This is a genomic window from Hydrogenophaga luteola (assembly GCF_042648585.1).
GTDB lineage: Bacteria > Pseudomonadota > Gammaproteobacteria > Burkholderiales > Burkholderiaceae_C > Hydrogenophaga > Hydrogenophaga luteola.
In genome coordinates this window covers 820,130-844,614 of record NZ_JBHRXX010000005.1, presented here as the reverse complement: position 1 = coordinate 844,614, position 24,485 = coordinate 820,130, and the positions used below count along the sequence as shown (strand labels likewise).

Sequence of the window (24,485 nt, the reverse complement as noted above, 5' to 3'; positions counted from 1 at the left end):
GGAAGGCCGGCCACAGCCGCCAGTGTCGCGCACTTCAGGGCGAGGTCCGTGCGTTCAGCCGCGCTGCAGGAACATCCCTCCCCAGGGTGCGCACTTCACCGTGGCGCCGGCCAGGCGGGCGCCGTCCAGGCCGCTGCCTTCCAGTGCCGTGGCGCCCTGCCAGTCACCGGGCAGTGCCAACTCGGCCGGCTGATCGCTGAAGTTGAAGACGCACATCAGCGTCTGGGTGTCGTGTTGCCGGACGAAGGCCAGCACCTGCGGATCGGCGGGCAGCAGGGTGAGGCTGCCTTCGCGCAGGGCGACCTGCTGGCGGCGCCAGTGCAGCAGGTGGGTGAAGAACGAGAGCACCGAGCCGGAATCCCCGGCCTGGCGGTCCACCGCCAGTGGCCGGTGTGTGTCGGCCACCGGCAGCCAGGGTTTGCTGCCGGTGGTGAAGCCCGCCTGCGGCGCGTCGGCCGACCAGGGCATGGGCGTGCGGCAGCCGTCGCGTCCCTTGAACTGCGGCCACATGGTGATGCCGTACGGGTCCTGCAGGTCTTCGTAGCGCAGCTCGGCCTCGGGCAGGCCCAGCTCCTCGCCCTGGTAGAGGCAGACCGTGCCGCGCAGGCTGGCCTGGAAGGCCGCGGCCAGGCGCAGCAGGCGCGGGTCCGGGTTGGGTCCGCCCCAGCGCGTGGCCGAGCGCACCACGTCGTGGTTGGACAGGGCCCAGCAGGGCCAGCCGTCGCCCACGATGGTGTTGAAGCGCTGCAGGAAGCCGTGCAGGAAGGGCGCGTCGTGCGCCTCGCCCAGAAGGTCGAAGCAGTAGGCCATGTGCAGCTTGTCGCTACCGGCGGTGTATTCGGCCACCCGCGCCAGCCCGTCGTCGTCGCCGATCTCGCCGACCATGGTGGTGTCCGGGTACTGGTCGAGCAGGGCGCGCAGGCTCTGCAGGAAGGGCAGGTTTTCCGGCCGGCTCTTGTCGTAGACGTGGCGCTGCCAGCCGTAGGGGTTGAAGGGGTTGACCGCCGGGTCGGGGTTGTTCAGGTCGGGTGCGCCACGGCCGGGGTTGTCGCGCAGCTGCGCGTCGTGGAAGAAGAAGTTGACCGTGTCCAGGCGGTAGCCGTCCACGCCCAGGTCGAGCCAGAACTTCACCGTCGCCAGCAGCGCGTCCTGCACCTGCGGGTTGTGGAAGTTCAGGTCGGGCTGGCTGGTGAGGAAGTTGTGCAGGTAGTACTGGCAGCGGCGCGTGTCCCACTGCCAGGCGCTGCCGCCGAAGATGGAGAGCCAGTTGTTGGGCGGGTTGCCGTCGTCTTTCGCGTCGGCCCAGACGAACCAGTCGGCCTTGGGGTTGTCGCGGCTGCTGCGGCTCTCCACGAACCAGGGGTGCTGGTCGCTGCAGTGCGAGAGCACCTGGTCGATCATCACCTTCAGGCCGAGCTGGTGCGCGCGCGCCACCAGTGCCTTGAAGTCGTCCAGCGTGCCGAACATCGGGTCGACGTCGCAGTAGTCGCTGACGTCGTAGCCGAAGTCCTTCATCGGACTTTTGAAGAAGGGCGAGATCCAGATGCCGTCGGCGCCGAGCGCGGCGATGTGGTCCAGCCGCTGCGTGATGCCCGGCAGGTCGCCGATGCCGTCGCCATTGGAGTCCTGGAAGCTGCGCGGGTAGATCTGGTAGATCACGCCGCCGCGCCACCAGCCGTTGTTGGGTGCCTTGTTGCTCATGTTTGCGGTGTGGAAATCAGTTGCTGGAGCCAGCGCGCGCTGGCCTTGGGGGTGCGCTGCTGGGAGGTGTAGTCGACGTGCACAACGCCGAAGCGCTGCGTGTAGCCGTGCGCCCACTCGAAGTTGTCGAGCAGGCTCCAGACGTAGTAGCCGCGGATGTCCAGGCCGCTGGCCACCATCTGCGAGAGCTGCTGCAGGTGCGATTGCAGGTAGTCCAGGCGCAGGCGGTCGTCGCAACCGCCATCGGTCACCGGCGTGTTGTCCGCGGCGCCGTTCTCTGTGATCCAGATGGGGGGCAGCGGCCACTGCGCGAGCAGGTTGCGCGTCACGCGCTCCAGGCCTTGCGGGTAGATCTCCCAGCCGATGTCGGTGAGGTCGGGGCGTTGCGGGTCGGGCGGCACGAAGCGGTAGCCACGCCGCTGCTCGACAGCGCTCTGCGGCGCCTGCGCGATGGAGCGGGTGTAGTAGTTCAGGCCGATGAAGTCCAGCGGCTGGGCGCAGATGGCGAGGTCACCCGGGCGGCGCTGGTCGGCGAGTGCGCCGATCTGTTCGATCATCTCGGCCGGCCACTCGCGGCCGAACAGCGGGTTGAGGAAGACGTCGTTGCGCTCCAGCTCCGCCAGGCGCGCGGCGGCCACGTCCTGTGGTGCGTCGCTGGCCGGGTCGCACAGCTCGGGGTTGAGCACGATGCCCAACTGCGTGTCGCTGCGCACGCTGCGCCAGGCCTGCAGGCCCAGCCCATGCGCCAGCATGAGGTGGTGCGCCGCCAGCAGCGACGACGGCCGGTCCTGCACGCCGGGCGCGAACACGCCGATGTCGTGGCCCAGGAAGGCGCTGCACCAGGGTTCGTTGAGCGTGGCCACGCGCGGCAGCACGTCGCCCAACTCGCGCGCGACGATCTGCGCGTAGTCGGCGAAGCGCTGGGCGGTGTCGCGGTGCAGCCAGCCGCCGTGCACGCGCTGCAGCTGCGCCGGCAGGTCCCAGTGGAACAGCGTGGCATTGGGCGTGATGCCTTTGTCGTGCAGCGCGTCGAGCAGGCGGCGGTAGAAGTCCAGCCCCTCGGGGTTGGCGCTGCCGTCCTCACGCACCACGCGGGTCCAGGCGATGGAGAAGCGGTAGTGCCGGAAACCGAGGTCGGCCATCAGCGCCACGTCCTCACGGAAGCGGTGGTAGTGGTCGCAGGCGACCAGGCCGTCGCTGGCGTCCTTGATGCGGCCGGGCTGGGCGCAGAAGTCGTCCCAGATGCTGGGCCGCTTGCCGCCTTCGAGGGCGCCGCCCTCGATCTGGAAGGCAGCGGTGGCACAGCCCCATTCGAACGAAGGGGGAAAGATGGGGGAATCGGTCATGGGTTATTTGACGGAGCCTGAGAGCAGGCCGCGCACGAAGAAGCGTTGCAGCGAGAAGAACACGGCCACGGGCACCGCGATGGAGACGAAGGCGCTGGCGGTCAGGATTTCCCAGCTCTCGCCGCGCGAACCCAGCAGGTCGTTGAGCTTGATGGTCAGCACCACCTGGTCGGGCGACTTGCCCAGGAACACCAGCGCCACGAGGAAGTCGTTCCAGACCCAGAGGAACTGGAAGATCGCGAAGCTAGCGAGTGCCGGCACCGACAGCGGCAGCACGATGCTGGTGAAGATCTGGAAATGCGTGGCGCCGTCCATGCGCGCGCTCTCGATGATGTCGCGCGGCAGCGAGGCGATGTAGTTGCGCAGCAGGTAGATCGCCAGCGGCAGGCCGAAGGCCGAGTGTGCCAGCCACACGCCCAGGTAGGACTTGGAGGCGATGCCCAGGCTCTCGCCGACGTCGTTGTACAGCCGCAGCAGCGGGATCAGCGACATCTGCAGCGGCACCACCAGCAGGCCCACCACCACCACGAACAGCCAGCGCCGGCCGGGGAACTCCATCCAGCTGAAGGCGTAGGCGGCGAAGGCGGCGATCAGTATCGGGATGAAGGTGGCGGGAATCGTGACCTTGAAGGTGTTCAGGAAGGCGTTGCCCACGCCCTCGGAGTCGACCACCTTCTGGTAGTTGCTGGCGGTGAAGCTCGGCGGTGTCTCGGCCACGTAGAAGATGCGCACGCCGCGGTCGCTCTCGTAGGCCTGGTTGAGCACCATCCGGTACTGGCCGTCGGCGGCCACGGTGACCGTGCCGTCGGGTTTGCCGTCCTCGTCGTCAAAGATCTGGGCATCGCCCAGTTCGATGGTGGTGCCCACCGGGTGTTCGCCCGGATCGGACGACTTCATCGAGAAGCGCTGCAGCCGGGTGGCATTGCCCTCGGGGAACAGGCGACCGGCGATGACGAAGCTGTCGCCGTCCTTCACCACGCTCTGCGCACCGGCGGTGCGGCGCATGTCGGGCCGGGTCTGGGTGGACAGCGCGGTCCACCACCCGGAGCTGACGATCTGCTCGCGGTCGCGGAAGCTGGAGACCAGCAGGCCGAAGGTGGGCAGCACCCAGGCCAGGACGATGACCAGCAGCAGCGCGTGGGCGGCCAGCGTGGCGGGGGAGAGTCTGAGTTTCATCGCTGGGCCTCCTCGGCACGGAAGCGGCGGATGTTGAAGGCCATCACCGGGATCACGGCCAGCATCAGCACCATGGCCAGGGTGGAGCTGCGGCCGTAGTCGCCGCCGCCGCGGAACATCCAGTCGTACATCAGGTTGGCCAGCACGCTGGTGTCCCATTGACCGCCGGTCATGGCCATCACGATGTCGAACACCTTGAGCACGGTGATGGTGATGGTGGTCCAGACCACCAGGATGGTGGACATGACCTGCGGAATCATGATTTCAAAGAAGATCTGCAGCTCGGTGGCGCCGTCGATGCGCGCCGCCTCGATGGTGTCGTTGGGCACGCCGCGCAGCGCGGCCGAGAGGATCACCATCGCGAAGCCGGTCTGGATCCAGATCAGGATCGCCATCAGGAAGAAGTTGTTCCAGAACGGCACCGTGACCCAGGCCTGCGGCGCCAGGCCCATGCCCTGGACGATGGCGTTGAGGATGCCGATCTGCTCGTTGTCCGGGCCGCGGAAGTCGTAGACGAATTTCCAGATCACGCTCGCGCCGACGAAGCTGATGGCCATCGGCATGAAGACCAGGGTCTTGGCGGCGTTGCCCCACCAGACGCGGTCGGCCAGCACGGCCACGATCAGTCCGAGCGCGGTGGATGCGGCCGGCACCACCAGCAGCCACAGGAAGTTGTTGCGGATGGTGATGAGGAAGTTCTCGTCGGTCAGCACCCAGGCGTAGTTGGACAGGCCGACGAAGCCTTCGCCGGTGGCGTCCATGAAGCTCAGGCGCAGGGTCTCGAAGAATGGGTAGACGAGGTAGATGCCCAGCAGCAGCAGGGCCGGCGCGATGAACAGCCAGGGCCGCACGCCCTCGCGCAGCCGTTCGCGCTGCTGGCGCGGCATGGAGGGCCGCGCCAGGATGTTGTCGAGCAGCCAGTTGCTGCCCGCGAAGTACAGCAGGCAGACACCGACGCTGACCGCCACGGCCAACAAGGTCTGGAAGATGGAGTCGGTCATGGTGGTCCGTCCGTGTCTGTTCTGCTCAGGAGGTCACTTCAACGCATCCCAGGATTTCTGGATGTCATCTGCGACAGCTTGCGCGGACTTGCCGCCCGAGTAGTCGACCATGCCCTTCCAGAAGCTGCCCGCACCGACGGCGCCGGGCATCAGGTCGGAACCGTCGAAGCGGAAGGTGGTCGCGTTCAGCAGGATCTCGCCCTGCTTGCGCTGCGCCTTGGTCTTGTACTTGGCCAGGTCCGTGCCCTTGTGCGGCGTCAGGAAGCCGTCCTCGGCCATCCAGATCTCGTGGGCCTGCGGGTGCTGCAGGTACTCCATGAAGGCTCGGGCGCCCTTGCTGTCCTTGGTGATCGTCATGATCGTGCCGCCGCCCAGGACCGGGTTGCCCAGCTTCTTGCCGGCGTAGGACGGAAAGTAGAAGAAGTCGGCGTCGGCCGCCTTGCCTTCAGGGAAGAAGGCCGGAATGAACGAGGCCTGGCGGTGCATGTAGCACTTGGGCGGCGAACCGAACAGGCCCTTGGGGCTGTCCTTGAAGCTCACCGTGGCCACGGCCTTGGCACCGCCGTCCACGTAGGCGTCGTTGCGGGCGAACCAGCCGTAGGCTTCGATCGCTTCGACGACGCGCTTGTCGTTGAACTTCATCTTGTTGCTGGTCCAGTCGTCGTAGACCTGCGGGCTCTGGGTGCGCAGCATCATGTCCTCGACCCAGTCCGTCGCGGGCCAGCCAGTGGCGGCGTCCGAGCCCAGGCCGATGCACCAGGGCTTGCCACCGTCGGCGGCGATCTTCTTGGTCAGGTCCTGCAGCTCCTCCATGGACTTGGGCACCTTGTAGCCCTTTTCCTTGAAGTTCTCGGGGATGTACCAGACCAGGCTCTTGACGTTGACGTTGAAGAACAGGCCGTAGAAATTGTCCTTGCCGTCCTTGCCCTTGTAGGTGCCCAGGTCGGCCCAGGAGCTGCCGGCGGCGTAGTTGGTCTTGACCCAGTCGCGCGCCTTGTCACCCAGCGGCACCAGGCCACCGATGGCGGCCATGTTGGCGGCCAGGCCCGGCTGCGGGAACACCGAGATGTTGGACGGCGAGCCGGCCTTGATGTCGATCACGATCTGTTGCTCGGAGCTCTGCGAGCACGAGTGCTTCACCGTGGCGCCGGTGGCCTTCTCGAAGTTCGCGATCACCTTCTTGAAGAAGCCTTCTTCCGCACCCGTCCAGGGGCAGGTGACGGTGATCGTCTCGCCCTTGAGGTCGGGGCCCTTGTAGTCGGCGGCGTGGGCGGCGGCGCCCAGGGTGCCTAGCGCCAGTGCGGCGGCGCCGGCGATCGTGGTGGTCTTGAACATCGTGCTTGTCTCCTGAGTGAATAAAGCTTCGCGGCCCATCCGCAAAGCGGGGGGGAAAACGGGGGTCAGATCCGCAGGCCGGCGGCGTCGAACCGGTAGAGGTGTTCGTGGCGGTGGCCCAGACGCAGCGTCTCGCCCGGCTGTACCGCCACCGAGCCGTCGACGCGGGCGGTGAGCTCGCCCAGTGCGCCGGCGTCGATGTAGGCGAAGGTCTCGTTGCCCAGCTGCTCGGCGTGGCGCAGCGTGCCTTCGATGGGGCCGTCGGCCGCCAGGTGCAGGTGCTCGGGCCGCACGCCCACGCAGTGCGCGCCCAGCGCCTGGGCGTAGGCGCCTTCGATGAAGTTCATCTGCGGCGAGCCGATGAAGCCGGCGACGAAGCGCGTGGCCGGGCGGTGGTAGAGCTCCAGTGGCGCGCCCACCTGTTCGATGCGGCCCTTGTTGAGCACCACGATCTTGTCGGCCAGGGTCATGGCCTCGACCTGGTCGTGCGTCACGTAGACCATGGTCGCGCCCAGGCGTCGGTGCAGCGTGGCCAGCTCGACGCGCATCTTCGTGCGCAGCGCGGCGTCCAGGTTGGACAGCGGCTCGTCGAACAGGAACACCTTGGGGTTGCGCACGATGGCGCGGCCGATGGCCACGCGCTGGCGCTGCCCGCCCGAGAGCGCCTTGGGCAGGCGCTGCAGGTAGTCGGTGAGCTGCAGGATGCCAGCGGCCTCGCGCACGCGGCGGTCGATCTCGTCCTTGGGCAGCTTGGCGATCTTCAGGCCGAAGGCCATGTTGTCGTAGACCGTCTTGTGCGGGTAGAGCGCGTAACTCTGGAACACCATCGCGACGCCGCGTTCGCTGGGTGGCAGCTCGTTGACGACCTGCTCACCGATCGAGAGTTCGCCGCCGGAGATCTCCTCCAGCCCCGCGATCATGCGCAGCAGCGTGGTCTTGCCGCAGCCCGAGGGGCCGACGAAGACCGCGAACTCGCCTGGCTCGATGTCCAGGTCGACACCATGGATCACGTCCACGCGGCCGTAGCTTTTCTTGATGTCTCGCAAACGCAAACCGGACTGCGCCATGGGGAAAACCTTTCGTGTCGCCCGCCGGATTGGACGGGGCGGAACCGGTCAGCACGCCCGACCGTCACAAAATTACAGCATCGATGCAATCGATTGCATGATGGGGTTTGCCCTAGGTATGTGGAACAAGCGGGTTACGAAAACAGCCGCGCAGCGTGGGGGCACGCGCGATCCGGCGCCGGGCCGTCCCCAGCCGGATCAGCCCCCTCGGGGGGCTGCGACCCGCGTCAGCGGCGGAGCGTGGGGGCCATACACCTCTTCAGACGCTGCTCTCGCGCACGATGAGCGAGGCGGGCAGCACGATGGAGCGCCGTGGCTGGCCGGCGAGTGCCTCGAACAGCAGGTCCACCAGCGCGCGTCCGGCCTGGCCGGTGGGCTGGCGGATGGTGGTCAGGGTGGGGTGCACGTGTTCGGCCAGGGCGATGTCGTCGTAGCCCACCAGCTTGACGTCGGTGGGAACGGCGACGCCGCGCTCGTTGAGCGCCCCCATGAGGGAAATGGCAGTCACGTCGCTGGACGCAAAGATGGCGTCGAACGGCGTGGCCTGGTTGAGCCATCCATCGATCACCTCGCGGATGCGCGAGTCGCCGAACAGGAAGGACTGCAGCAGGCGGGGGTCCATGGCGATGCCAGCCTCGTCCAACGCGCGGGTGTAACCCAGGTACCGTTGGCCGGCCTCGGGGTGGGTGATGTCGCCGAAGAAGGCGATTCGGCGGCAACCCTTTTCGATCAGGTGGCGCGTGGCCAGGTAGCCGCCCATGGCGTTGTCGCCGCCGACCACCGGGTACAGCGCATCGGGCAGCGGTGCGCCCCAGACCACCATCGGGAAGCCGTTGCGCGTCAGTTCGTTGAGGTAGTCGTGCAGCGTCAGCTGGCCGATGACGATCAGGCCACCGACCTGGCCACTCTCGACCAGGTCCGACAGCACGTGCTGGCGGTCTGCCTTCAGGCGCGTCAGCAGCAGGCTCATGCCCCGCTCGTCCAGGGTGTCGGCCACCGAGCCCAGGATGCTCAGCAGGAACGGGTCCGAGATCATCTGCATGCTGTCGCCCAGGATGACGACGCCGACGGTCTGCACCCCGCGCTTGCGCAGGTTGGCCGCGCCGACGTTGACGCGGTAGCCCAGGGAATTGGCCAGCTCGGTGATGCGCTCGCGCGTGGCCTGCGGAATCAGCGGGCTGCCGCTGAGGGCGCGCGAGACGGTGGACGCCGACACACCGGCCAGCCGGGCGATGTCGGCCATCTGCATGCGCTTGCGACCCTTTGCGGGCGTCTGTGCGGCGGGCGCGGAATCGTCGGGTGTGGGGGCGGCGGACTGGCGAGGCATCGGCAGATTATTTCACCCGATAACGATCGGGCGGGTGGGGAGGAAAAAAAGCCCGGGAGCCTTGCGACGCCCGGGCCAACTCTGATTGCCGAGAGGAAATGGGATCGATCACCCTTTCAGGATCTCTCACCCCGGAAAGATCGGGAACCCCCGATCAAAACGCGTAATTGATGCGCACGCGGGCCGCGGTCTGGCCCTTGGTGCCGGTGCCGCCCTTGGCAAAGCTCAGGGCGGGCGTGATGGTGGCACCCTTGACGCCGAACAGCGGGAACGAATAGGCGGCGTAGAAGGTGTTGTTCTTCGCGCCGCTGGCGCCCTTGTCCAGGATCAGGCCGAAGCCGGCGGGGCCAAAGGTGCCGTTGATGCCGACGGACTTGTCGTCTTCCATCTTGGCGAAGTTGAAGTTCATGCTGGAGCCTTCACCCAGGGCGTAACCCAGGGACACGCCGGCACCGTTGGTGCTCTCGGTGCCGCCGACCACCTTGACCGACTCCACACCCACGCGCACGGTCACAGGGCCCGAGCCGAAGCTCACAGCCGGACGGACACCGCGGGCCTCGCCAGCTTCCTTGCTGTAGACGAGGCCGACTTCGATGCGGGCCGGGCCGGCGTTGAAGCCGGGGGCGATGTGCACCGAGTCCTTGCCGAAACGGCCGCGCAGCTTGTTGGCGCGGTAGCCGCCGTAGCCGCTGTTCTCGACCAGCACGTCCTTGCCCAGGGGGAACAGGTCCATGGCTTCGAAGCGGCCCATCTTGACGTCGCCGGCCCCGTTGCCGAACTGGACCCACATGTCGTCGGTGGCGGTGTCGCCGTCCTTCTTGAGCAGCAGGCTGGCGCGGGCGGCCACGAAGGCGTCACCGTTGGTGGCCTTGGCGCCGACGTTGAATTCCACGCGGCCGCCCATGTTCAGGTCGCTGTCGCGGGCGTTGGAGGCGTCTTCCACCTTGTTCTGGTAGGTGGTGTCCAGTTCCAGGTTGGCGTCCATGGTCATCTCGGCATGGGCGGCGAAAGCGGTGGCGCAAAGGGCGGCGGCGGCCGCGAGTTTGAAGCTGTGTTGCATGAGGTACTCCGGAGTGTGAATGTTGTGAACCACTCTCTCCTGTACCGATGTTTCATGTGGGGGCGTTCAACACCGGTCGGGAAAGCCCACGAATTCGACCATTGGTGCAAACGGTTGCATTCGGTAGAAACCCTGAAAAAAAGCCCCGTAACTGTTACGTAACTGCTTAAAAACAACAAAAACTGGGATCGGGAAAACCCGTCTGGTGCAATGGTTTGCATCGTAATAAAGATACAAAAAATGCTAGCAATCAGGGCCTGCCGACGGGGTCTGTGCCGGCGCTGCGCCGCGGATCCCGTGGTCCGGTGCAGCCGGGCGCATGTGAGACAATGGCGGGCTTTCCAAGCACGCGCGGCTGTAGCTCAGTGGATAGAGTATTGGCCTCCGAAGCCAAGGGTCGTGGGTTCGATCCCCGCCAGCCGCGCCAAAAAATTAATGGCTTACGTGGGTTCTCTGTGGCCCACGGTCCGAAAAGTCATGCCCTTAGGGCGTGTTCTTCTCCTCCCTCCGAGGCCACGTTCGGCAAAGGGCCGATGGTCTTGGCCTCTGGCCAGTCGTATCCGTGGCCCGTCTATGGCCCACCGCTGGCCCAGCCCAGTGTCCAGCTGTCCGGGTCTATATGTTTTCTGACCTTTGGTCCCGTGGCCCGATGGCGTGTATTGCTCAGGCCATTGAGAACGTCGCCTGCGCCGCGGCAGCGTTGAAATGAGCAGTTGACCGCCGTAGCAAGCTCTTGCGCTCCGACTGAGCATTGAATGAGTCATTGCTCTTGTGTTCCGTTGTGGTCTCCTCGAACTCCTGCGCCAGTCCGAGGTAGCGGTTGAGGAAAGTCCTTGAGCTGAATCGACCCGGGTTTTCTAGACACCCGTGAGCCGTTGGGAATGGCGTCTTTCGAACTCGACCGGCGAAGTGTTGCCGGCTGTGCCGTGACGCCGCTTGGGGTTGTAGAACATCTCGATGCAGTTGAAGATGTCGGCACGCGCCTGACTGCGCGTGGCGTAGATCTGCCGACGCACGCGTTCGCGTTTGGGCAGCTGGAAGAAACTCTCAGCCACGGCGTTGTCATGGCAGTTGCCGCGCCGACTCATGCTGCTGACCAGGTTGTGGTCGCGCAGGAACCTTTGCCATTCGTGTCCGGTGAATTGACAGCCCTGATCTGAGTGGACTGTGACCGGGTGCTGGGGTTGGCGACGCCACAGGGCCATCAACAGCGCATCAAGGACCAGAGTCGTGTCGATGCGGCTGCTCATGGACCAGCCCACCACCTGGCGTGAGAACAGGTCCACCAAGATGGCCAGGTACAACCAGCCTTCATGCGTACGGATGTAGGTGATGTCGGTCACCCAGGATTGGTTGGGCTGGGCTGTCGTGAACTGCCGTTGCAGGTGGTTGGGAGCGACCACAGCAGGCTGACCTCCTCGCACACCAGGTCGGCGCCGATAGCCTGTTTGCGAGCGCAGCCTTTCGAGTTTGAGCAGTCGTGCCACGCGGTGCTTGCCGCAGCTCTCGCCCAGATCGCGCATGTCCAGCGTCAGCTTGCGGTAGCCGTACACGCCACCACTTTCCAGCCACGCCTGCTTGAGCAGACCCAGCAACCGTTGATCGTCCTTGGCGCGGGCGCTCGGCGGTTGCAGCTTCCACGCGTCGTAGCCGCTGCTGGGATGCACCTTCAAGCACCGGCACATGCGTCGCACGCTGTGTTGATCCTCGTGCGCTTTGATGAACGCGTACCTCACCCGGATTGCTTGGCGAAGTACGCGGCGGCCTTTTTTAGGATGTCGCGCTCCTCGGTCACACGCCGCAGTTCTGCCTTGAGAAGTCGCAGCTCTTCTGCCTGCGAGGATTGGGCTTGCCGCTGCTCAGATGGCTGCCCGTAAGCCTTGATCCACTTGTACAGGCTGTGCTGGCTGACACCGATTCGGGCAGATACCTCCGCCACCTTGTGGCCTCGCTGCGTGATCGGCTGGACCGCCTCGATCTTGAATTCTTCAGGGTAGGGTTGGTTGGTCTTCATGGCACCTCCTATTGGGCCTCAGTTTGAGGCTCGAAGGTGTCTACTAGACCCGGGTCGATTCAGTGGCAGACCAGATTCGACTTTCGATACTTCAGCTAAAACCGCTCCGATTTGTTCCCATTCGGCCCGGTAACGGTTTTTGACACCACGCCCAACTTGTTGTCGATTTCGATGATCAGCGTCGTGAAGAGGTAGGTGTTGCGGCCGGTCTCCCATCGATGGAGCAGACTGGATGAGCCGTTGGGGGTGTTCGTGTCTGGGTCTCGGCCGACGACGCTGCGAACATAGGTGTAGCTCATTCCTTTGGCAATGGCCTCGTACGCCGCTTCCAGATCGACTGTCTCGTAGTTGTCCTGCCCACCGCCGCATCCGAAGAGTCCAGCGGTGAGGGTGAGAGGAATGGCCAGCAGCAGCCTTCTTCTGGGCCGTGAAAGGTGGGCGGTTTTCATGGTGTGGTCTTTGTTGATGATGGCGAAGGGTTGCTGGGTGCGGCGCCACCTGGCGGGGGCGTCGCTGTTCGGTCCGCACTGGCCATGAGGGAGGCCCCAGGAAGACCGAAAACCCAGTCTCTGTAGCTCTTCGCCTTTGCGAAGTAGGCCTGTGAAGGAGGAAAGCCGGATCGCTTGATCGGCTCCGCCTCTGAGAGGCTGTAGACGCCGACGATTTGACCGGCGTTGTTCCGCACGACACCCCATTCGCGACGGCCTGTGATGGGGTCGGCAAAGAGCTTGCGAAGGTGGCGCAGGGTGTGGGATGTTCGAGGGTCCAGCAGAAGCTCTTCAAGCGAGGCGGGGCCATCCAGTGCGTTGACGTTGGCCTCTGCTGAAGCGTGCGCAAGCTGGCGTTGGCCCGCATAGCTGTGCAAGGCCGCCTCAAAGGCCTGCCCCACGACCAGCAGTTCCTGCTCGGAGTGCCTTCGTCCCCAGTTGCTGCCTTGCGAGAGGCTGTTCGCGCTGGCACCTGCGATGACCGCGACAACGATGAGCAAGAAGATGTAGGCAAAGCCGCGTTCACCACTCACTGTAGGCCTCGCCTGAGCTTGAACGGGCGGTCGAGCCGCTATGGATGTCGTAGACGCGCCCTTCCTGCCCTGCGGGTACGTCAACCAGGCGCCAATCGGTCGTCGACTCGCTGATGGGATCGACCGGCAAGGCGCGCAAATACTGAAGATCGACCAGTTCCTGCAGGCTCTCGGGATAGCGCCCCTTGTCTCCGTAGAAGTTGTCGATCACCTGCCGGACGACGCGCAAGTTGTCGCGCAGAGCAGCCTCTTTTGAGGCTTCGATTTGCCCGGTGTAGCGAGGCGCCACCAGCAGCAGCAAGGTCGCCACAATGGCCAGCACCACCAGCAGCTCAATCAGGGTGAACCCTGCCAGGCGAAGAAGAGCGAGGGGATCTTTGCGCATGCGATCACCAATCCTTCAACGGGATGCCGTTGAGCCCGATCAGGGGGCTGCGTGTGGACACGTCGTAAACGTCGTCACCCTCCTGCGGGTCGCTCGCTTCGCTGGCGTACGAGCGAAGCTTCCACGTGGCGCTGTTGGCCACAGCAGGGTCTGTGAAAAAAGGGTCGCGAGGGAGGCGCCGCAGGAAATATAGCTTCTCTCTTTTCGGGTTGCGCTGGTCTTCAACACCATCCACCAGCAGGTCCAGCGATGCTGGGTATCCGCTGGCGCCAGCCTCTCGGCGGATGCGCCCTTCATCGGACGCCTTCTTGTAGGCGTCAATGGCGCCCCGGATTTCGCGCAGCGCAAGTCGCAGTTCCTGCTCTCGTTGCCGCTGCATGCTCACCTGCGCGGTGGGCACCACCAAGGTCGCAAGCACGGCGAGGATGGCCAAGGTCACCATGAGTTCGATCAGGGTGAACCCACGACTGAACCGGCGAACGTCGTGCAGAAGCGGCGAGAAGTGGGTCATGTCGATCATGAGATCAAGGGCCAACGCGGATGGTCATCGGCCCTGGGGCAGCCAGATCAATGCGTTTTCCCTGTTGCCCGACCGGGGCTGCTGAGGTGACGCGCAGGCTCGTCTCCTGTGGCGCGGTGTCGAGAAGGCGCAGATGGACGGTGGCGACGACGCCCGGCCCGACCGCTCCCGTGGGAGAAGAGGAGGTGGAGGTGATGAGGATTTGCCCCGCGGGATCGACCCGCTGGGCAAAACTGCTCTGGCCCGCTTGTTTTAGAAAGTTGCCTTCGGTGACCGAGAGGATCTGCACGGCCTTGGGGTCGAAACCGATGGACATGGGCAGACTGACCACCGGGTCTTCAGACTGCATCAACAGCTGAATTGAGATGGCGTCGCCCCTTCTGCCCTCGGTCGGACCCAGCCAGCGCATGCCGGTGGAGCCGGGCATTCCAGTGGCAGTGCCCGGGCTGCTTGGTTGGTCAGACTGGGTTTGCGGCCCGGCGCCTCGGTTCGGCATTCCGTTGGACCCGCTGGGCGCGGGCTCCGCGCTGCGCCCGGAGCCGACGGCGGCTGGTTGCGAGCCTGGTGTGCTGGTGATGGACAGCCCGGCGCCGCCGATGGACCCGTCGGTTCCCGAATCGAATTCAAGCGTTCGCACACCGGGTTTGCGGACATTGCGCAGGATTCGGGGGGTGATCGAAAGGACGATTTCGGTTTTGTTGGCGTCGTCCAGCTGGCTGCCAAAAAGCCTGTTGGTGATGGGCAGCTCGCCCAGTCCGGGAACCCGATTCCCGGAGGTGCGCTCTTCGTTGCTCAGCAGTCCGGCGAGCACCTGGTTCTCACCATCTTTTAGCCGCAGCACGGTCTGCGCCGAGCGGGTGCCGATGCGGTAGGCAACCGATCCCGCAGGCGTTTTGAGCTGGTCCACGATGGTGCTGACCTCCAACGCGACGTTGATGGACACTTCCTCGTCCACGTACACAACTGGCTCAACATCCAGCTTGAGGCCCACGTCCACGTAGCTGATGGATTCGGCCACGAAGCCGGTTGAACTGGATGTGCTGGTGATGTTGGGCACCCGGTCGCCGATCAGAATCTTGGCCTTCTGGCGGTTTCGCACACGAATGCGCGGGTTGGCAAGGATTTCTCCGTCGGAGTCAACGACTCTGGCGTTGATGTTGGTCGAACCCACTGCCGCTCCAACCGTTTTGCCCGTGCGGTCTCGGGCCACGCTCCAAAGATCGGCCAAGGTGAGCTTGTCCGCTTCGGCTCCGAGGGGTGTGAGACTGAGTTGTTCCGGCCAGCGAATGCCCAGTTCCTGCACCCGCTTGCGATTGACTTCCAGTATCTCCACTTCGAGCATGACCTCCGGTTCTGCAACGTCGTGTGCTTCGACCAGCTTCTCAGCCAGGCGAATGGCCTCCGGCGTGTCACGCAGGATCAACATGTTGAGCTTGTCGTCGGTGACCAAGTCTCGTGTCTTCAGAATCGTCTTCAGCGAAGACGCCACCGCCTTGGCTTCGGCATTGGCCAGGTAGAACACTCTGACGGTCAAAGGCTGGTATTCGCGCAACTTGGCCTGCGTGTTGGGGTACACAAAGACCGTGTTGCCGTCCAGAAGCCTGTACTCCAGCTGGTTGGTCTTCAAGACCAACTTGACGGCCGATTCGATGGTGGTGTTGCGCAGGAAGATCGTGACTTTGGGGTCGAGTTTGACCTCGCGGTCGAAGATGAAGTTGATGCCTGAAGAGCGGGAGAACACCTCAAAGACCGACTTGAGCGGGGAGTCCTTGAACTCGATGGTGATGGGCTTCTGAAAAGCCGCGGCCAGCGCATCTTGACCTGAACCCTGTTTGTCGACCTCGCTCTGTTCTATGCCCTCCAGAAGTCGGGACGCCTCCGCATGGTTGGCGTTTTCAATGAGCACGTTGCGGAGCAGCTTCTTGGCTTTGGACGTGTCCCCCTTGGACAGGTGGGTCTTGGCTGTGGCGACCCAACCTTTGTGGCGGGTAGCTTCTTCGTCTTGCGGGGACGCTGGCGCGGGGGCGGGCGCTGCACCTCCTTTGGCTGGATTCACAGACTGAGTCGCTTGTGTCTTTCCCAGGCCTTGCACCGCGGCTCTTGCATTGACCACGGCAATGCGATAGCGAGCCGAGTCCGGTTCATGCCGCAAGGCTTCTTCGAACTTCTTCAGCGCTTCGACCGAATTGCCTTCTTTCTTCAGGCTCTCACCTTCGCGGTAGGCCAGCTGGGCCGCGCAGCCGGACAGGAGCGCGCCGGCCAGCAGCAGCGTCCATCGAGCCGAGGAGAGACGCTGGCGAAAACGATTCATTGAGCCGCTCCAATGTTCATGACTTGTGTTTGTTCTAGTGGGAGATAGGTGAGGGTCATTTCTGGTGGTCTGATGCTTTCAACCCGATAGACCTCAGCGAACGTCGTACCTTCCCGAACGATGTAGCTGAGATCGCCGCGCGCCAGATAGACCTCCCAGGCACCGCCCTCGGCCTTCTTGCCCAGGAAAGAAAAGGGCAGCGGTGGGGCCATGGGCGGAGGCGGAGGTGGCGGTTTGACCGCGGCGACGGGTTTTGGGGGAGGGGTCCAGCTGCGCCGGGCGAACAAGTCGTTTGTCGGTTGCTCGTGGCTGGGGCTGATCGAGGGCCACTGTCGCCGGTCCTGAAGTGCGAGCAGCGGTTCGTCGTCGCTGTGCGCCACACGAGGGAGCGCGCGTGGTTCCGCCGCGCGCTTGCTGGGCTGAACGATCTCCGTCTCAGCGGGTGCGGGTTGCTCAAATGCCAGCCAGGCAGAGACTGCCAGCAGCGGGAGCCACAGCCACCAGCGCCGTGTACCGGCGGAACGTTTAGCGGGCGATGAAGGACTGGTCATTTCAGGCCTTCTTTCGATGCCTGCGCAGGCACGTCGCGTTTTCCTGGGTCGGTCCAGATGGACAGGCGAGCCCGGATCTCCGGTTCACCCTGGGAGACCCCCTCGCGTTTGATCTGTATCTGGTCCACGCTGATGCCGGGGTGGCTTTGCAGGAGGTCCAACACAAACGAACGGAACGACGGATATGAGCCCAGCAATGGCAGCACGACTTGCTGTTGCTCAAGTCCGCCGAAGCCTTGGGTGGTCAAACGGAAATCGGCTTCCTTTGAGGCAAGCCCGTGGCGTTGAGCACTGGCAAACACTTCTCGGACGAGTGGTGTGACCGCCTCTTTGGCATACACCGTCGAGCGCAGGGCTGCCAGTCTCTCCTGCTCGGGCGTTGGCGACGGCTGAGCCTGGGGCTGTAGACGAATTGCCTGAATCTGGTCGGTCAACTGCGCTGTCCGGCGGGCCACTTCAGCGGCCTCCTGCGTCCAGAGCCTGTGCATGGCAAAGGTCCCTGCCGCCAACCCCGCGAGCGCGATCACGATCACGGAACCCCAGCCGTGGCGCCACAGGGCGATTTCGGCGCGCAAGCGCAGCTGGTGAACCCAGGTACGACCCCTCATCTTTCGACTCCTTTGAGTCGAAGCTGGAACGAGAGCCTGGCGGGCTTGTTGGGGTCCTGCTCGTTGGTGTCGTGGTGCTGATACAAGAGTTCACCGAAGGCACCTTGGTGGGCCAGCTGCCCTGCAAAGGCCAGCACCTTGTCAACGGATGTGGCCTCGGCCTCGATGGTGAGCACGCCCTTCTCATCCGGCTCCATTCGCAGGATGGCGACATCGGTCGGGGTCAGCTTCTCGATGGTCTCGAAGACCACAGGCCAAGGCGTGTTGAGGTGCTGAATCACACGATTCAATCCCTTGCGTTCATTGGCCTTGAGCGGTTCATGCTGCTGGGTGGGCTGCTGGGCCGCGGGGTCGGACAGACGCTCCAAGACCTTCTGCAAAGATGCTTCCTGCTCAAGCGCCTCGCGGTGTTGCTCAAAGGCCTGTGCAGCGAACCATGAGCCAGCGATGAAGAGAGCGGCGCTGGTCATCAGAAGAGTGCCCATCCAGCCTCGTTTGGCGGGACTCGCGTGTGCACCCCAGAAGCGCCATTGCAGCCGGGTATCAAAGCCAAGGCGGTTCCGGGTCATGGCGCAGCGCTCCCGATGCCCAGGGTTTGGTAGACCCAGAGTTGGTGTCCAGCCTTGGTTAGTACATCGGGCACATCCGGTCGGTACGGTAATTTGTTGAGAAGCTGCTGCCAGTCGGCATCCAACCATTGGACATCTCTGCCTCTCCAGCCCTCGTCGGTGTGCCCCAGGTGAGTCCATTGCAGATGACCCTCGGGACCTGCCTGGCGCAGGCGTTCCCTTTGCCATTCGTTGCGCACCTGATCCGCAATGGCGGCGGTGGCGCCCCCCCGCAGGCGCAAGCTGCGAAGCTGCTGCCACCGTCCGTCCTGACGCAGCAGCAGGTGGGCTTCGTCGGGGGTGGTGATGACATGCCAGCCCGGTGGCAGGCGGCGCCTGGACAGGCGCTCAAGTGCCAGTCTCATGGGTGAACTCACACGAGGAGTGGGGCCCAACAATGCCTGCCAGTCGGCGGGCAGTGCTTCGCAGAAAAACGGATGACTGGCGTTCCAGTCGGCGTGGACCAGAAACTGATCGGAGCGATGGGCTGGATTCAGCCATTGACGAGCCCTGCTGCAGACGATGGCCTGCAACTCCCTGAGGCTGCGAGTGCCTTGCGGCGGGACCTGGAGCCAGCAAGGCATGGACGCATGGCCCAGCACCCACACAATGCGCTCGGCTCCGGTGGGTGCCAACCTGGAGAGCACCTGTCGCTGTTCGTCCCAAGACGGGGGCATGTCGGGCGTTCCGCGAGCGAACGTCGTGTGTTGCCAGGCATCGGGCGACGACGCCTCCAGCCACACTGCGCCTGCGTCGTCCACCGCAACGACTCGTGTTGGTTTGTCAGATGGATAACGTGACACGACGGACCTCCTCCAGCGTTGTCTGGCCTGCCTTCACCAGCTCCAGCGCGCAGGATTGCAGGGTGGAAAACCCGCGTTTCCGTGCCGACTCCTTGATCAGACGCATGGGCGCGTTCTGCACGATCAGCTCGCGCAGCTCGTCATCGAGCAGCAGAACTTCGGAAATGGCCCTTCGGCCTCGAAAGCCCGTGCCCCGGCACTCGCTGCATCCACTGCCCTGCACGAATCGATAGCTCCTGGCCTGTTCGCTGTCGATGTGGAAGCGGTCTAGCTCAGCTTGGGCAGGGTGGTGGGGTAGGCCGCAGGACGGGCAATTGATCCGGATCAGCCGCTGGGCCCAGATGCCATTGAGGGCCGACGCGAGTGCGTAGGGGTCCAGCCCCATGTGGGTGAAGCGACCGAACACGTCAAAGACGTTGTTGGCGTGGACGGTGGTGAGCACCAGGTGCCCTGTGAGCGCCGACTGCACGGCAATTTCCGCTGTTTCACGATCACGGATTTCTCCCACCATGATCTTGTCCGGGTCGTGCCGGAGGATGGAGCGCAGACCACGGGCAAACGACAGGCCCTTCTTCTCGTTCACGGGTATCTGGAGCACACCGGGCAACTGGTATTCCACCGGATCTTCGATGGTGATGATCTTTTCCTGGCCCGAATGGGTCTCTGTGAGGGCGGCGTAGAGTGTGGTCGTCTTGCCGGACCCGGTTGGGCCCGTGACCAGCAACATGCCGTAGGCCGCGCGGGCCAATTCGCGCAGTGTGTCGATGGCGAGCTGGTCGAAGCCCAGCGCATCGAGGCTCAACTTCCCGTGCGCTTCAATGATCGATTGCTTGTCGAGGATCCGGATGACAGCGTCTTCGCCATGGATGCTGGGCATGATCGACACCCGCAGATCGATGGTTCTGCCCTGGGCCTGCACCTGGAAGCTGCCATCCTGTGGCACCCGTCGTTCGGCAATGTCAAGGTTGGCCAGCACCTTGATGCGAGAGACAACCTGTTCGGCCAGGGGCGTTCCATTGACCTGGGTGATCGTGTCAAGAACGCCGTCGATCCGGTATTTGACGGTGATGCCGCTGGGCGTGCATTCCAGGTGCACATCACTGGCACTCGCGCGCAGCGCGTCGTACAGCGTCGAACTCACCAGCCGCACGGCCGGGCTGGTAGCCTGCGCCAGCGAGGCCAGGGAGAGCGTCTCCACCGGCGCCTGGCTTTCGGTGTGGTCCGCCGGACTGCTGTCCACTTGGTCAATCGCTTTGAGCGATGACTCCTGCATGTGCAGGTAGGCGTGGATGTCTTCGTTCGTCGTCAGCGCCGACTCGATCGCCGCGCCTGCCGTGCGTTCGAGCTGGTTGAGTAGGTGGGTGTCGAAAGGGTCGGTGATGATGGCGAGCCGGCGACCACTGCCCGGCTCGGACATCAGCAGCGCTCGGTGTTGCTGGGCCGTCGGCAATGGCCACGCCGAGAAGTCGGGCGTGAAGGCACCGAGTTCGGTGCTGTCGAAGCACGGCATCCGGAACATGTCGGCGAGCCTTTGGCAGGCGTCCCGGTTGCTCATGGCCAGCTCGGTTGCCAAGGACTCCAGGAACGGGGCTCCGCGCGATACAGCCAACGCGCGGATCTGGTGGAGCTTGGCGAGGTCCATAGATCCGGATGTCGACGAGGATGTGGTGAGCGAGGGGGTCACTGCAGGCTCCCCGCCAGGTCAAAAACGGGCATGTAGAGCAAGATGACGATCAGTCCAATCACGATGCCGATGATCGCCATGAGGATGGGCTCAAAGGACCGGCTGAATCGGTCAATCCAGCGCGAGGTTTCCGACTCGTAGAACGCGGCTGTCTTGCCCAGCATCGCCCCGATCTGTCCGCTGCGCTCACCCACGCGCAGCAGGCGAGATGCCACCGGCGTAGAGAAACCGTGCTGCTCCATGGATTCGGTCAGGTGCCTGCCTTCCGTGACCTGCTGACGCACGTCGTTCCAGGCAGACTGCCTGGCGGGGGTGATCACGGCAGCGGCCAGTTGCATGGCGCGCCGGATGGGAATGCCACCTTCGAGCAGCATGCTCAATGTCAGATACAGGCGGGACAACTCCAGGATTTCCAACCGTGGGCGGGCGCCCGGAAAAGCTCTGAGCACCAGCCACCAGTTGCCCGAACGTTGCCATTCCATTACGCGCCATGAAGCCCAAGCCAGCACCGCGCCCAGCACCATGAAGACCGCCAACTGGTGTTGAGTCATCCAGAGACCCCAGTCCAGCAGCCATCGAGAGGCCAGCGGCAACGGGCGCCCGGTGCCCTGGTACACAGTGGAAAACCGGGGCACGACATATCCCAGCAGAAACAGTGCAACACCGCCTCCGACGCCCAGCAGGATCAGGGGATAGATCGCCGCGCTGATGACCTTGTGCTTGAGGCCTTGCAGTTGCGTTTCGTATTGCACATACCGGTGGAGTGCCTGCGGCAAGTCGCTGGTGTCTTCCGCCGATTGCACGATGCCCACCAGCAGCGGCGGAAACACCTCGGGCTGCAGTTGCATGGCCTGTGAAAGCCGCAGCCCTTCCCGCAGACGCTCCAGCAGCTGTTGCATCACATGCTGCACTTGTGGGTTGGTATCGCGTTCGAGCAGGGTTTCCAAGGCTTCCGTGATGCTCAAGCCCGCTGCCGACAGAGCATGAATCTCTTGCACGAAGAGCACGAGATTCATGCTCTGTCGACCACGCCCCGGCCACCCAATGCTCGGGCCGGCGCGGACCTGCCGAACGCTCAACGGGCTCAGTTGACGGGCCAATGCCTGTTGCCACGCCTCGGCCTCGTTGACAGCTTCGAGTTCGAGATCCAGGAGGTGTTGGCCCTGATCGAGGGCTCGCACGGCAAATCGCACAGCAGCTCGGTCAGTGGCTGCTGATATCGGCAGCATCCCCGGTGCCGCCCACCTGACCGTCTTTGCCCAGGCTGACGATCTCGAAATCCTCGCCCTGCGCGCCCGGGCTGCGGTAGGAATACGGGCGCGACCAAGGGTCGAGCGGCACGGCCTTTTCGAGATAGGGGCCGCGCCACTTCGTTGCACCAGAGGCGTCGGTTGGGGCGCTGACCAACGCGTTCAGGCCCTCCTGAGTCGACGGGTATTGACCCACATCGATGCGATAGGTGTGCAGTGCTTTGGCGAACCCTTCGATCTGAGATTTCGCGACCGCCTGCTCGGAACGTCCGATCTGCGTGAAATAGCGAGGGCCGACATATGCAGCCAACAGTCCAATGATGGCCACCACGACCAGGAGCTCCAGCAGAGTGAAGCCCGATCCCCTGAATTTTCGATATGACGGCATATTGCTTTTTTCGTTTTCGTATCAGTCCAGCTGATTCAGCCATGAGCGATGCTGTTCCACGCGGGCCAGAATCGACGGCACATACAGCATGGTTTCCCTGTAGTTCGGAATGCGGTTTCCCTTGCGGGCGACGGCGCCTTGACCCGCGTTGTACGCTGAGAGCGCCAAAACCCAATTGTTGTCGTGAGCGTCAAGCAGTTCGCGCAGATGCCGAACGCCAACATCCAGATTGCGCTCCGGGTTCAACAAATCCCGCACATTGCGCACGCCATAGCGCGAGGCGGTGGCGGGCATGATTTGCATGAGCCCCCTTGCACCTTTGGGGGAAACGGCACGTGCATTGAAGCCCGATTCCACCTCGATCAGCGCAGAAATCCAGGCGGCATCCACGCCGTATCGCAAACCCATCTGCCGAATCAGAGGGCGAAGGCTCCTGGCCTGAGTGCGGACCGCAGATTCGAGCCACACACCTCCGCTGGATGCCATCTCCTGCGCAGGTTCCTTCGGGGATGGTTCGATCATGGTGATGTCGAATCCCGGATCGGTGGGATGGCTGGACCAATGTTCCATCCCCTTTTCGTCCACCTTCAGATACGTGTTTGCGTAAACGGGAGCCACCCAAAACACCAACAGCAGGGCAGCCCACGCTGAAGCGACCCACCATTGGCGCGGAGCAGGCGAGCTGTGCCGCAACCACAGGTGGGGCCAATCTGTCAGACAAGAGCGCATTCGCGTTGGTTGGTGTTGATACGGGTCACAAACAGGATTGCCGTGGCTGATGGTAACTGCTTGTCCAGGGGGGCGGGATAGTGTGACCCCTCCACTTGTCGTCAGCCTGGAATTGCCGGATGTTGACGGCTTAACTTGATTTACATAGCCCTCGTCGTTCCGTTTGATTGGTTGCCCGATCTGACTGTTACACTCATCCGCAGAGAATTCGTACACAAGTGCGGGGAGGAAACATGAGGCGGTTGTCTGAGTGCGTCTGGAATAAGTGTGTCCGGGGTGTGTCAACTGCACTTCTGTCTGGACTCTTTGCATTTGGCGCTGCCTACGCACAGACCAACACACCGCCAGTAGTCAGCTTGACAGCACCTGCCAACGGCGCGAGTATCACTAGTCCGGCGGCCGTGGACCTCGCAGCGACAGCCGCAGACTCCGATGGCACCATCGCAAGCGTCAGGTTCTACAGAGGCACGACGCTGTTGGCCACGGACACCACGGCGCCGTACAGCTACAACTGGACCAACGCAACGCCGGGTACGCACAGCATCACCGCACAGGCCACCGACAACCAAGGGGCCGTCACCACCAGCGCCCCGGTGAGTGTCACGGTTGTCAATACGCCCCCCACAGTCAGTTTGACCTCGCCAATCGAAGGAGCGAGTTTCACAAGCCCGGCGGCCGTGGACCTCGCAGCGACAGCTGCGGACTCCAATGGGACCATCGCAAGCGTCAGGTTCTACAGAGGCACGACGCTGTTGGCCACGGACACCACGGCGCCGTACAGCTATAGCTGGACCAACGCAGCGCCTGGTACGTACAGCATTACTGCAAGAGCTACCGACAACCTGGGGGCCGTCACCACCAGCGCCCCGGTGAGCGTCACAGTTGTCAATACGCCCCCCACAGTCAGTTTGACCGCGCCAACCGAAGGAGCGAGTTTCACAAGTCCGGCGGCCGTGGACCTCGCAGCGACAGCTGCGGACTCCAATGGGACCATCGCAAGCGTCAGGTTCTACAGAGGCACGACGCTGTTGGCCACCGACACCACGGCGCCTTACAGCTACAGCTGGACCAACGCAGCGCCGGGCACGTACAGCCTTACTGCGAGAGCTACCGACAACCAAGGGACTGTCACCACCAGCGCCCCGGTGAGCGTCACAGTTGTCAATACGCCCCCCACAGTCAGTTTGACCTCGCCAACCGAAGGAGCGAGTTTCACAAGCCCGGCGGCCGTGGACCTCGCAGCGACAGCTGCGGACTCCAATGGGACCATCGCAAGCGTCAGGTTCTACAGAGGCACGACGCTGTTGGCCACGGACACCACAGCGCCGTACAGCTACAACTGGACCAATGTAGCGCCGGGCACGTACAGCATCACCGCTCAGGCCACCGACAACCAAGGGACTGTCACCACCAGCGCCCCGGTGAGTGTCACAGTTGTCAATACGCCCCCCACAGTCAGTTTGACCGCGCCAACCGAAGGAGCGAGTTTCACAAGCCCGGCGACCGTGGCCCTTGCAGCGACAGCTGCGGACTCCAATGGGACCATCGCAAGCGTCAGGTTCTACAGAGGCACGACGCTGTTGGCCACCGACACCACGGC

The 24,485-nt window shown here is 63.9% G+C and carries 23 protein-coding genes and 1 tRNA gene; 2 read left to right on the top strand and 22 right to left on the bottom strand.

The window, feature by feature from the left end:
* Positions 1 to 54 precede the first annotated feature (54 nt).
* From ACFOPI_RS14095 to ACFOPI_RS14060, 8 genes are all read right to left on the bottom strand, one after another.
* A complete protein-coding gene (locus ACFOPI_RS14095; RefSeq protein ID WP_382174799.1) occupies positions 55 to 1,701 on the bottom strand; it encodes an alpha-glucosidase family protein in 1,647 nt (548 codons plus the stop codon).
* A complete protein-coding gene (locus tag ACFOPI_RS14090; RefSeq protein ID WP_382174797.1) occupies positions 1,698 to 3,047 on the bottom strand; it encodes a GH1 family beta-glucosidase in 1,350 nt (449 codons plus the stop codon). Before ACFOPI_RS14090 ends, ACFOPI_RS14095 begins: the two co-directional genes overlap by 4 nt.
* A 3-nt stretch (positions 3,048 to 3,050) precedes the next feature.
* On the bottom strand, positions 3,051 to 4,223 hold the full coding sequence (locus tag ACFOPI_RS14085) for a carbohydrate ABC transporter permease (protein ID WP_382174794.1): 1,173 nt from the start codon (positions 4,221 to 4,223) through the stop codon (positions 3,051 to 3,053).
* Complete coding sequence (locus ACFOPI_RS14080) at positions 4,220 to 5,224, bottom strand: carbohydrate ABC transporter permease (RefSeq protein WP_382174792.1); 1,005 nt, start codon at positions 5,222 to 5,224, stop codon at positions 4,220 to 4,222. The genes ACFOPI_RS14085 and ACFOPI_RS14080 overlap by 4 nt, the downstream gene beginning before the upstream one ends.
* Positions 5,225 to 5,257: 33 nt before the next feature.
* Positions 5,258 to 6,559 (bottom strand): ABC transporter substrate-binding protein, encoded by a 1,302-nt coding sequence (locus ACFOPI_RS14075; protein WP_382174790.1) that lies wholly within the window; start codon positions 6,557 to 6,559, stop codon positions 5,258 to 5,260.
* A 65-nt stretch (positions 6,560 to 6,624) separates the two neighbouring features.
* Positions 6,625 to 7,626 (bottom strand): ABC transporter ATP-binding protein, encoded by a 1,002-nt coding sequence (locus ACFOPI_RS14070; RefSeq protein ID WP_382174787.1) that lies wholly within the window; start codon positions 7,624 to 7,626, stop codon positions 6,625 to 6,627.
* A 259-nt stretch (positions 7,627 to 7,885) separates the two neighbouring features.
* Positions 7,886 to 8,953 (bottom strand): LacI family DNA-binding transcriptional regulator, encoded by a 1,068-nt coding sequence (locus tag ACFOPI_RS14065; protein WP_382174785.1) that lies wholly within the window; start codon positions 8,951 to 8,953, stop codon positions 7,886 to 7,888.
* Between the two features lie 154 nt (positions 8,954 to 9,107).
* Positions 9,108 to 10,013: a carbohydrate porin gene (locus tag ACFOPI_RS14060; RefSeq protein ID WP_382174783.1), complete on the bottom strand. Its 906-nt coding sequence runs from the start codon at positions 10,011 to 10,013 to the stop codon at positions 9,108 to 9,110.
* A 351-nt stretch (positions 10,014 to 10,364) separates the two neighbouring features.
* Between ACFOPI_RS14060 and ACFOPI_RS14055 the strand changes: the two genes are divergently transcribed.
* Positions 10,365 to 10,440 (top strand) — tRNA-Arg (locus ACFOPI_RS14055).
* A 430-nt stretch (positions 10,441 to 10,870) separates the two neighbouring features.
* Here ACFOPI_RS14055 and ACFOPI_RS14050 read toward each other — a convergent pair.
* The 14 genes from ACFOPI_RS14050 to ACFOPI_RS13985 form a co-directional block, all read right to left on the bottom strand.
* Positions 10,871 to 12,027 (bottom strand): IS3 family transposase gene (locus ACFOPI_RS14050; protein ID WP_382174782.1). Its coding sequence is split into 2 segments (ribosomal slippage): positions 10,871 to 11,787 and positions 11,787 to 12,027, totalling 1,158 coding nucleotides; the frame shifts between segments, so codons are not numbered across the junction.
* A 95-nt stretch (positions 12,028 to 12,122) separates the two neighbouring features.
* Positions 12,123 to 12,476: a hypothetical protein gene (locus tag ACFOPI_RS14045; protein ID WP_382174781.1), complete on the bottom strand. Its 354-nt coding sequence runs from the start codon at positions 12,474 to 12,476 to the stop codon at positions 12,123 to 12,125.
* On the bottom strand, positions 12,473 to 13,048 hold the full coding sequence (locus tag ACFOPI_RS14040) for a type II secretion system protein (RefSeq protein ID WP_382174779.1): 576 nt from the start codon (positions 13,046 to 13,048) through the stop codon (positions 12,473 to 12,475). The genes ACFOPI_RS14045 and ACFOPI_RS14040 overlap by 4 nt, the downstream gene beginning before the upstream one ends.
* Positions 13,038 to 13,433, bottom strand: coding sequence for a competence type IV pilus major pilin ComGC (locus ACFOPI_RS14035; RefSeq protein WP_382174777.1), 396 nt, complete (start codon positions 13,431 to 13,433; stop codon positions 13,038 to 13,040). The genes ACFOPI_RS14040 and ACFOPI_RS14035 overlap by 11 nt, the downstream gene beginning before the upstream one ends.
* A gap of 4 nt (positions 13,434 to 13,437) precedes the next feature.
* Positions 13,438 to 13,944: a type II secretion system protein gene (locus ACFOPI_RS14030; protein ID WP_382174963.1), complete on the bottom strand. Its 507-nt coding sequence runs from the start codon at positions 13,942 to 13,944 to the stop codon at positions 13,438 to 13,440.
* A gap of 13 nt (positions 13,945 to 13,957) precedes the next feature.
* Complete coding sequence (locus ACFOPI_RS14025; protein ID WP_382174775.1) at positions 13,958 to 16,264, bottom strand: secretin N-terminal domain-containing protein; 2,307 nt, start codon at positions 16,262 to 16,264, stop codon at positions 13,958 to 13,960.
* The gene (locus tag ACFOPI_RS14020) at positions 16,261 to 16,476 is read right to left on the bottom strand and encodes a hypothetical protein (RefSeq protein WP_382174774.1); all 216 of its coding nucleotides are present in this window, start codon (positions 16,474 to 16,476) and stop codon (positions 16,261 to 16,263) included. The genes ACFOPI_RS14025 and ACFOPI_RS14020 overlap by 4 nt, the downstream gene beginning before the upstream one ends.
* 335 nt (positions 16,477 to 16,811) lie before the next feature.
* Positions 16,812 to 17,423 carry a hypothetical protein gene (locus ACFOPI_RS14015; protein ID WP_382174773.1) on the bottom strand — a complete coding sequence of 204 codons (612 nt, stop codon included), beginning with the start codon at positions 17,421 to 17,423 and terminating at the stop codon, positions 16,812 to 16,814.
* Positions 17,420 to 17,992 carry a hypothetical protein gene (locus ACFOPI_RS14010; protein ID WP_382174771.1) on the bottom strand — a complete coding sequence of 191 codons (573 nt, stop codon included), beginning with the start codon at positions 17,990 to 17,992 and terminating at the stop codon, positions 17,420 to 17,422. Before ACFOPI_RS14010 ends, ACFOPI_RS14015 begins: the two co-directional genes overlap by 4 nt.
* Positions 17,989 to 18,834 carry a hypothetical protein gene (locus tag ACFOPI_RS14005; RefSeq protein ID WP_382174770.1) on the bottom strand — a complete coding sequence of 282 codons (846 nt, stop codon included), beginning with the start codon at positions 18,832 to 18,834 and terminating at the stop codon, positions 17,989 to 17,991. The genes ACFOPI_RS14010 and ACFOPI_RS14005 overlap by 4 nt, the downstream gene beginning before the upstream one ends.
* Positions 18,815 to 20,476, bottom strand: a complete 1,662-nt coding sequence (locus tag ACFOPI_RS14000) for a GspE/PulE family protein (RefSeq protein WP_382174768.1) — start codon at positions 20,474 to 20,476, stop codon at positions 18,815 to 18,817. The genes ACFOPI_RS14005 and ACFOPI_RS14000 overlap by 20 nt, the downstream gene beginning before the upstream one ends.
* A 38-nt stretch (positions 20,477 to 20,514) precedes the next feature.
* Entirely contained in the window at positions 20,515 to 21,534 is a 1,020-nt protein-coding gene (locus ACFOPI_RS13995) for a type II secretion system F family protein (RefSeq protein WP_382174766.1), read from the bottom strand.
* Between the two features lie 187 nt (positions 21,535 to 21,721).
* Positions 21,722 to 22,156, bottom strand: a complete 435-nt coding sequence (gene gspG, locus ACFOPI_RS13990) for a type II secretion system major pseudopilin GspG (RefSeq protein ID WP_382174764.1) — start codon at positions 22,154 to 22,156, stop codon at positions 21,722 to 21,724.
* A gap of 21 nt (positions 22,157 to 22,177) precedes the next feature.
* Positions 22,178 to 22,774, bottom strand: a complete 597-nt coding sequence (locus tag ACFOPI_RS13985) for a lytic transglycosylase domain-containing protein (RefSeq protein WP_382174763.1) — start codon at positions 22,772 to 22,774, stop codon at positions 22,178 to 22,180.
* Between the two features lie 512 nt (positions 22,775 to 23,286).
* Here ACFOPI_RS13985 and ACFOPI_RS13980 point away from each other — a divergent pair.
* Positions 23,287 to 24,485, top strand: a 1,199-nt coding sequence (locus ACFOPI_RS13980; protein ID WP_382174761.1) for an Ig-like domain-containing protein, incomplete at its 3' end; no start/stop codon positions are given.

Excerpts from the sequence above, each read along its gene's own strand:
- ACFOPI_RS14095 (WP_382174799.1), bottom strand. The coding sequence starts at position 1,701 with ATGAGCAACAAGGCACCCAACAACGGCTGGTGGCGCGGCGGCGTGATC.
- ACFOPI_RS14090 (WP_382174797.1), bottom strand. The coding sequence starts at position 3,047 with ATGACCGATTCCCCCATCTTTCCCCCTTCGTTCGAATGGGGCTGTGCC.
- ACFOPI_RS14085 (WP_382174794.1), bottom strand. The coding sequence starts at position 4,223 with ATGAAACTCAGACTCTCCCCCGCCACGCTGGCCGCCCACGCGCTGCTG.
- ACFOPI_RS14080 (WP_382174792.1), bottom strand. The coding sequence starts at position 5,224 with ATGACCGACTCCATCTTCCAGACCTTGTTGGCCGTGGCGGTCAGCGTC.
- ACFOPI_RS14075 (WP_382174790.1), bottom strand. The coding sequence starts at position 6,559 with ATGTTCAAGACCACCACGATCGCCGGCGCCGCCGCACTGGCGCTAGGC.
- ACFOPI_RS14070 (WP_382174787.1), bottom strand. The coding sequence starts at position 7,626 with ATGGCGCAGTCCGGTTTGCGTTTGCGAGACATCAAGAAAAGCTACGGC.
- ACFOPI_RS14065 (WP_382174785.1), bottom strand. The coding sequence starts at position 8,953 with ATGCCTCGCCAGTCCGCCGCCCCCACACCCGACGATTCCGCGCCCGCC.
- ACFOPI_RS14060 (WP_382174783.1), bottom strand. The coding sequence starts at position 10,013 with ATGCAACACAGCTTCAAACTCGCGGCCGCCGCCGCCCTTTGCGCCACC.
- ACFOPI_RS14045 (WP_382174781.1), bottom strand. The coding sequence starts at position 12,476 with ATGAAAACCGCCCACCTTTCACGGCCCAGAAGAAGGCTGCTGCTGGCC.
- ACFOPI_RS14035 (WP_382174777.1), bottom strand. The coding sequence starts at position 13,433 with ATGCGCAAAGATCCCCTCGCTCTTCTTCGCCTGGCAGGGTTCACCCTG.
- ACFOPI_RS14030 (WP_382174963.1), bottom strand. The coding sequence starts at position 13,944 with ATGACCCACTTCTCGCCGCTTCTGCACGACGTTCGCCGGTTCAGTCGT.
- ACFOPI_RS14025 (WP_382174775.1), bottom strand. The coding sequence starts at position 16,264 with ATGAATCGTTTTCGCCAGCGTCTCTCCTCGGCTCGATGGACGCTGCTG.
- ACFOPI_RS14020 (WP_382174774.1), bottom strand. The coding sequence starts at position 16,476 with ATGGCCCCACCGCTGCCCTTTTCTTTCCTGGGCAAGAAGGCCGAGGGC.
- ACFOPI_RS14015 (WP_382174773.1), bottom strand. The coding sequence starts at position 17,423 with ATGAGGGGTCGTACCTGGGTTCACCAGCTGCGCTTGCGCGCCGAAATC.
- ACFOPI_RS14010 (WP_382174771.1), bottom strand. The coding sequence starts at position 17,992 with ATGACCCGGAACCGCCTTGGCTTTGATACCCGGCTGCAATGGCGCTTC.
- ACFOPI_RS14000 (WP_382174768.1), bottom strand. The coding sequence starts at position 20,476 with ATGGACCTCGCCAAGCTCCACCAGATCCGCGCGTTGGCTGTATCGCGC.
- ACFOPI_RS13995 (WP_382174766.1), bottom strand. The coding sequence starts at position 21,534 with ATGAATCTCGTGCTCTTCGTGCAAGAGATTCATGCTCTGTCGGCAGCG.
- gspG (WP_382174764.1), bottom strand. The coding sequence starts at position 22,156 with ATGCCGTCATATCGAAAATTCAGGGGATCGGGCTTCACTCTGCTGGAG.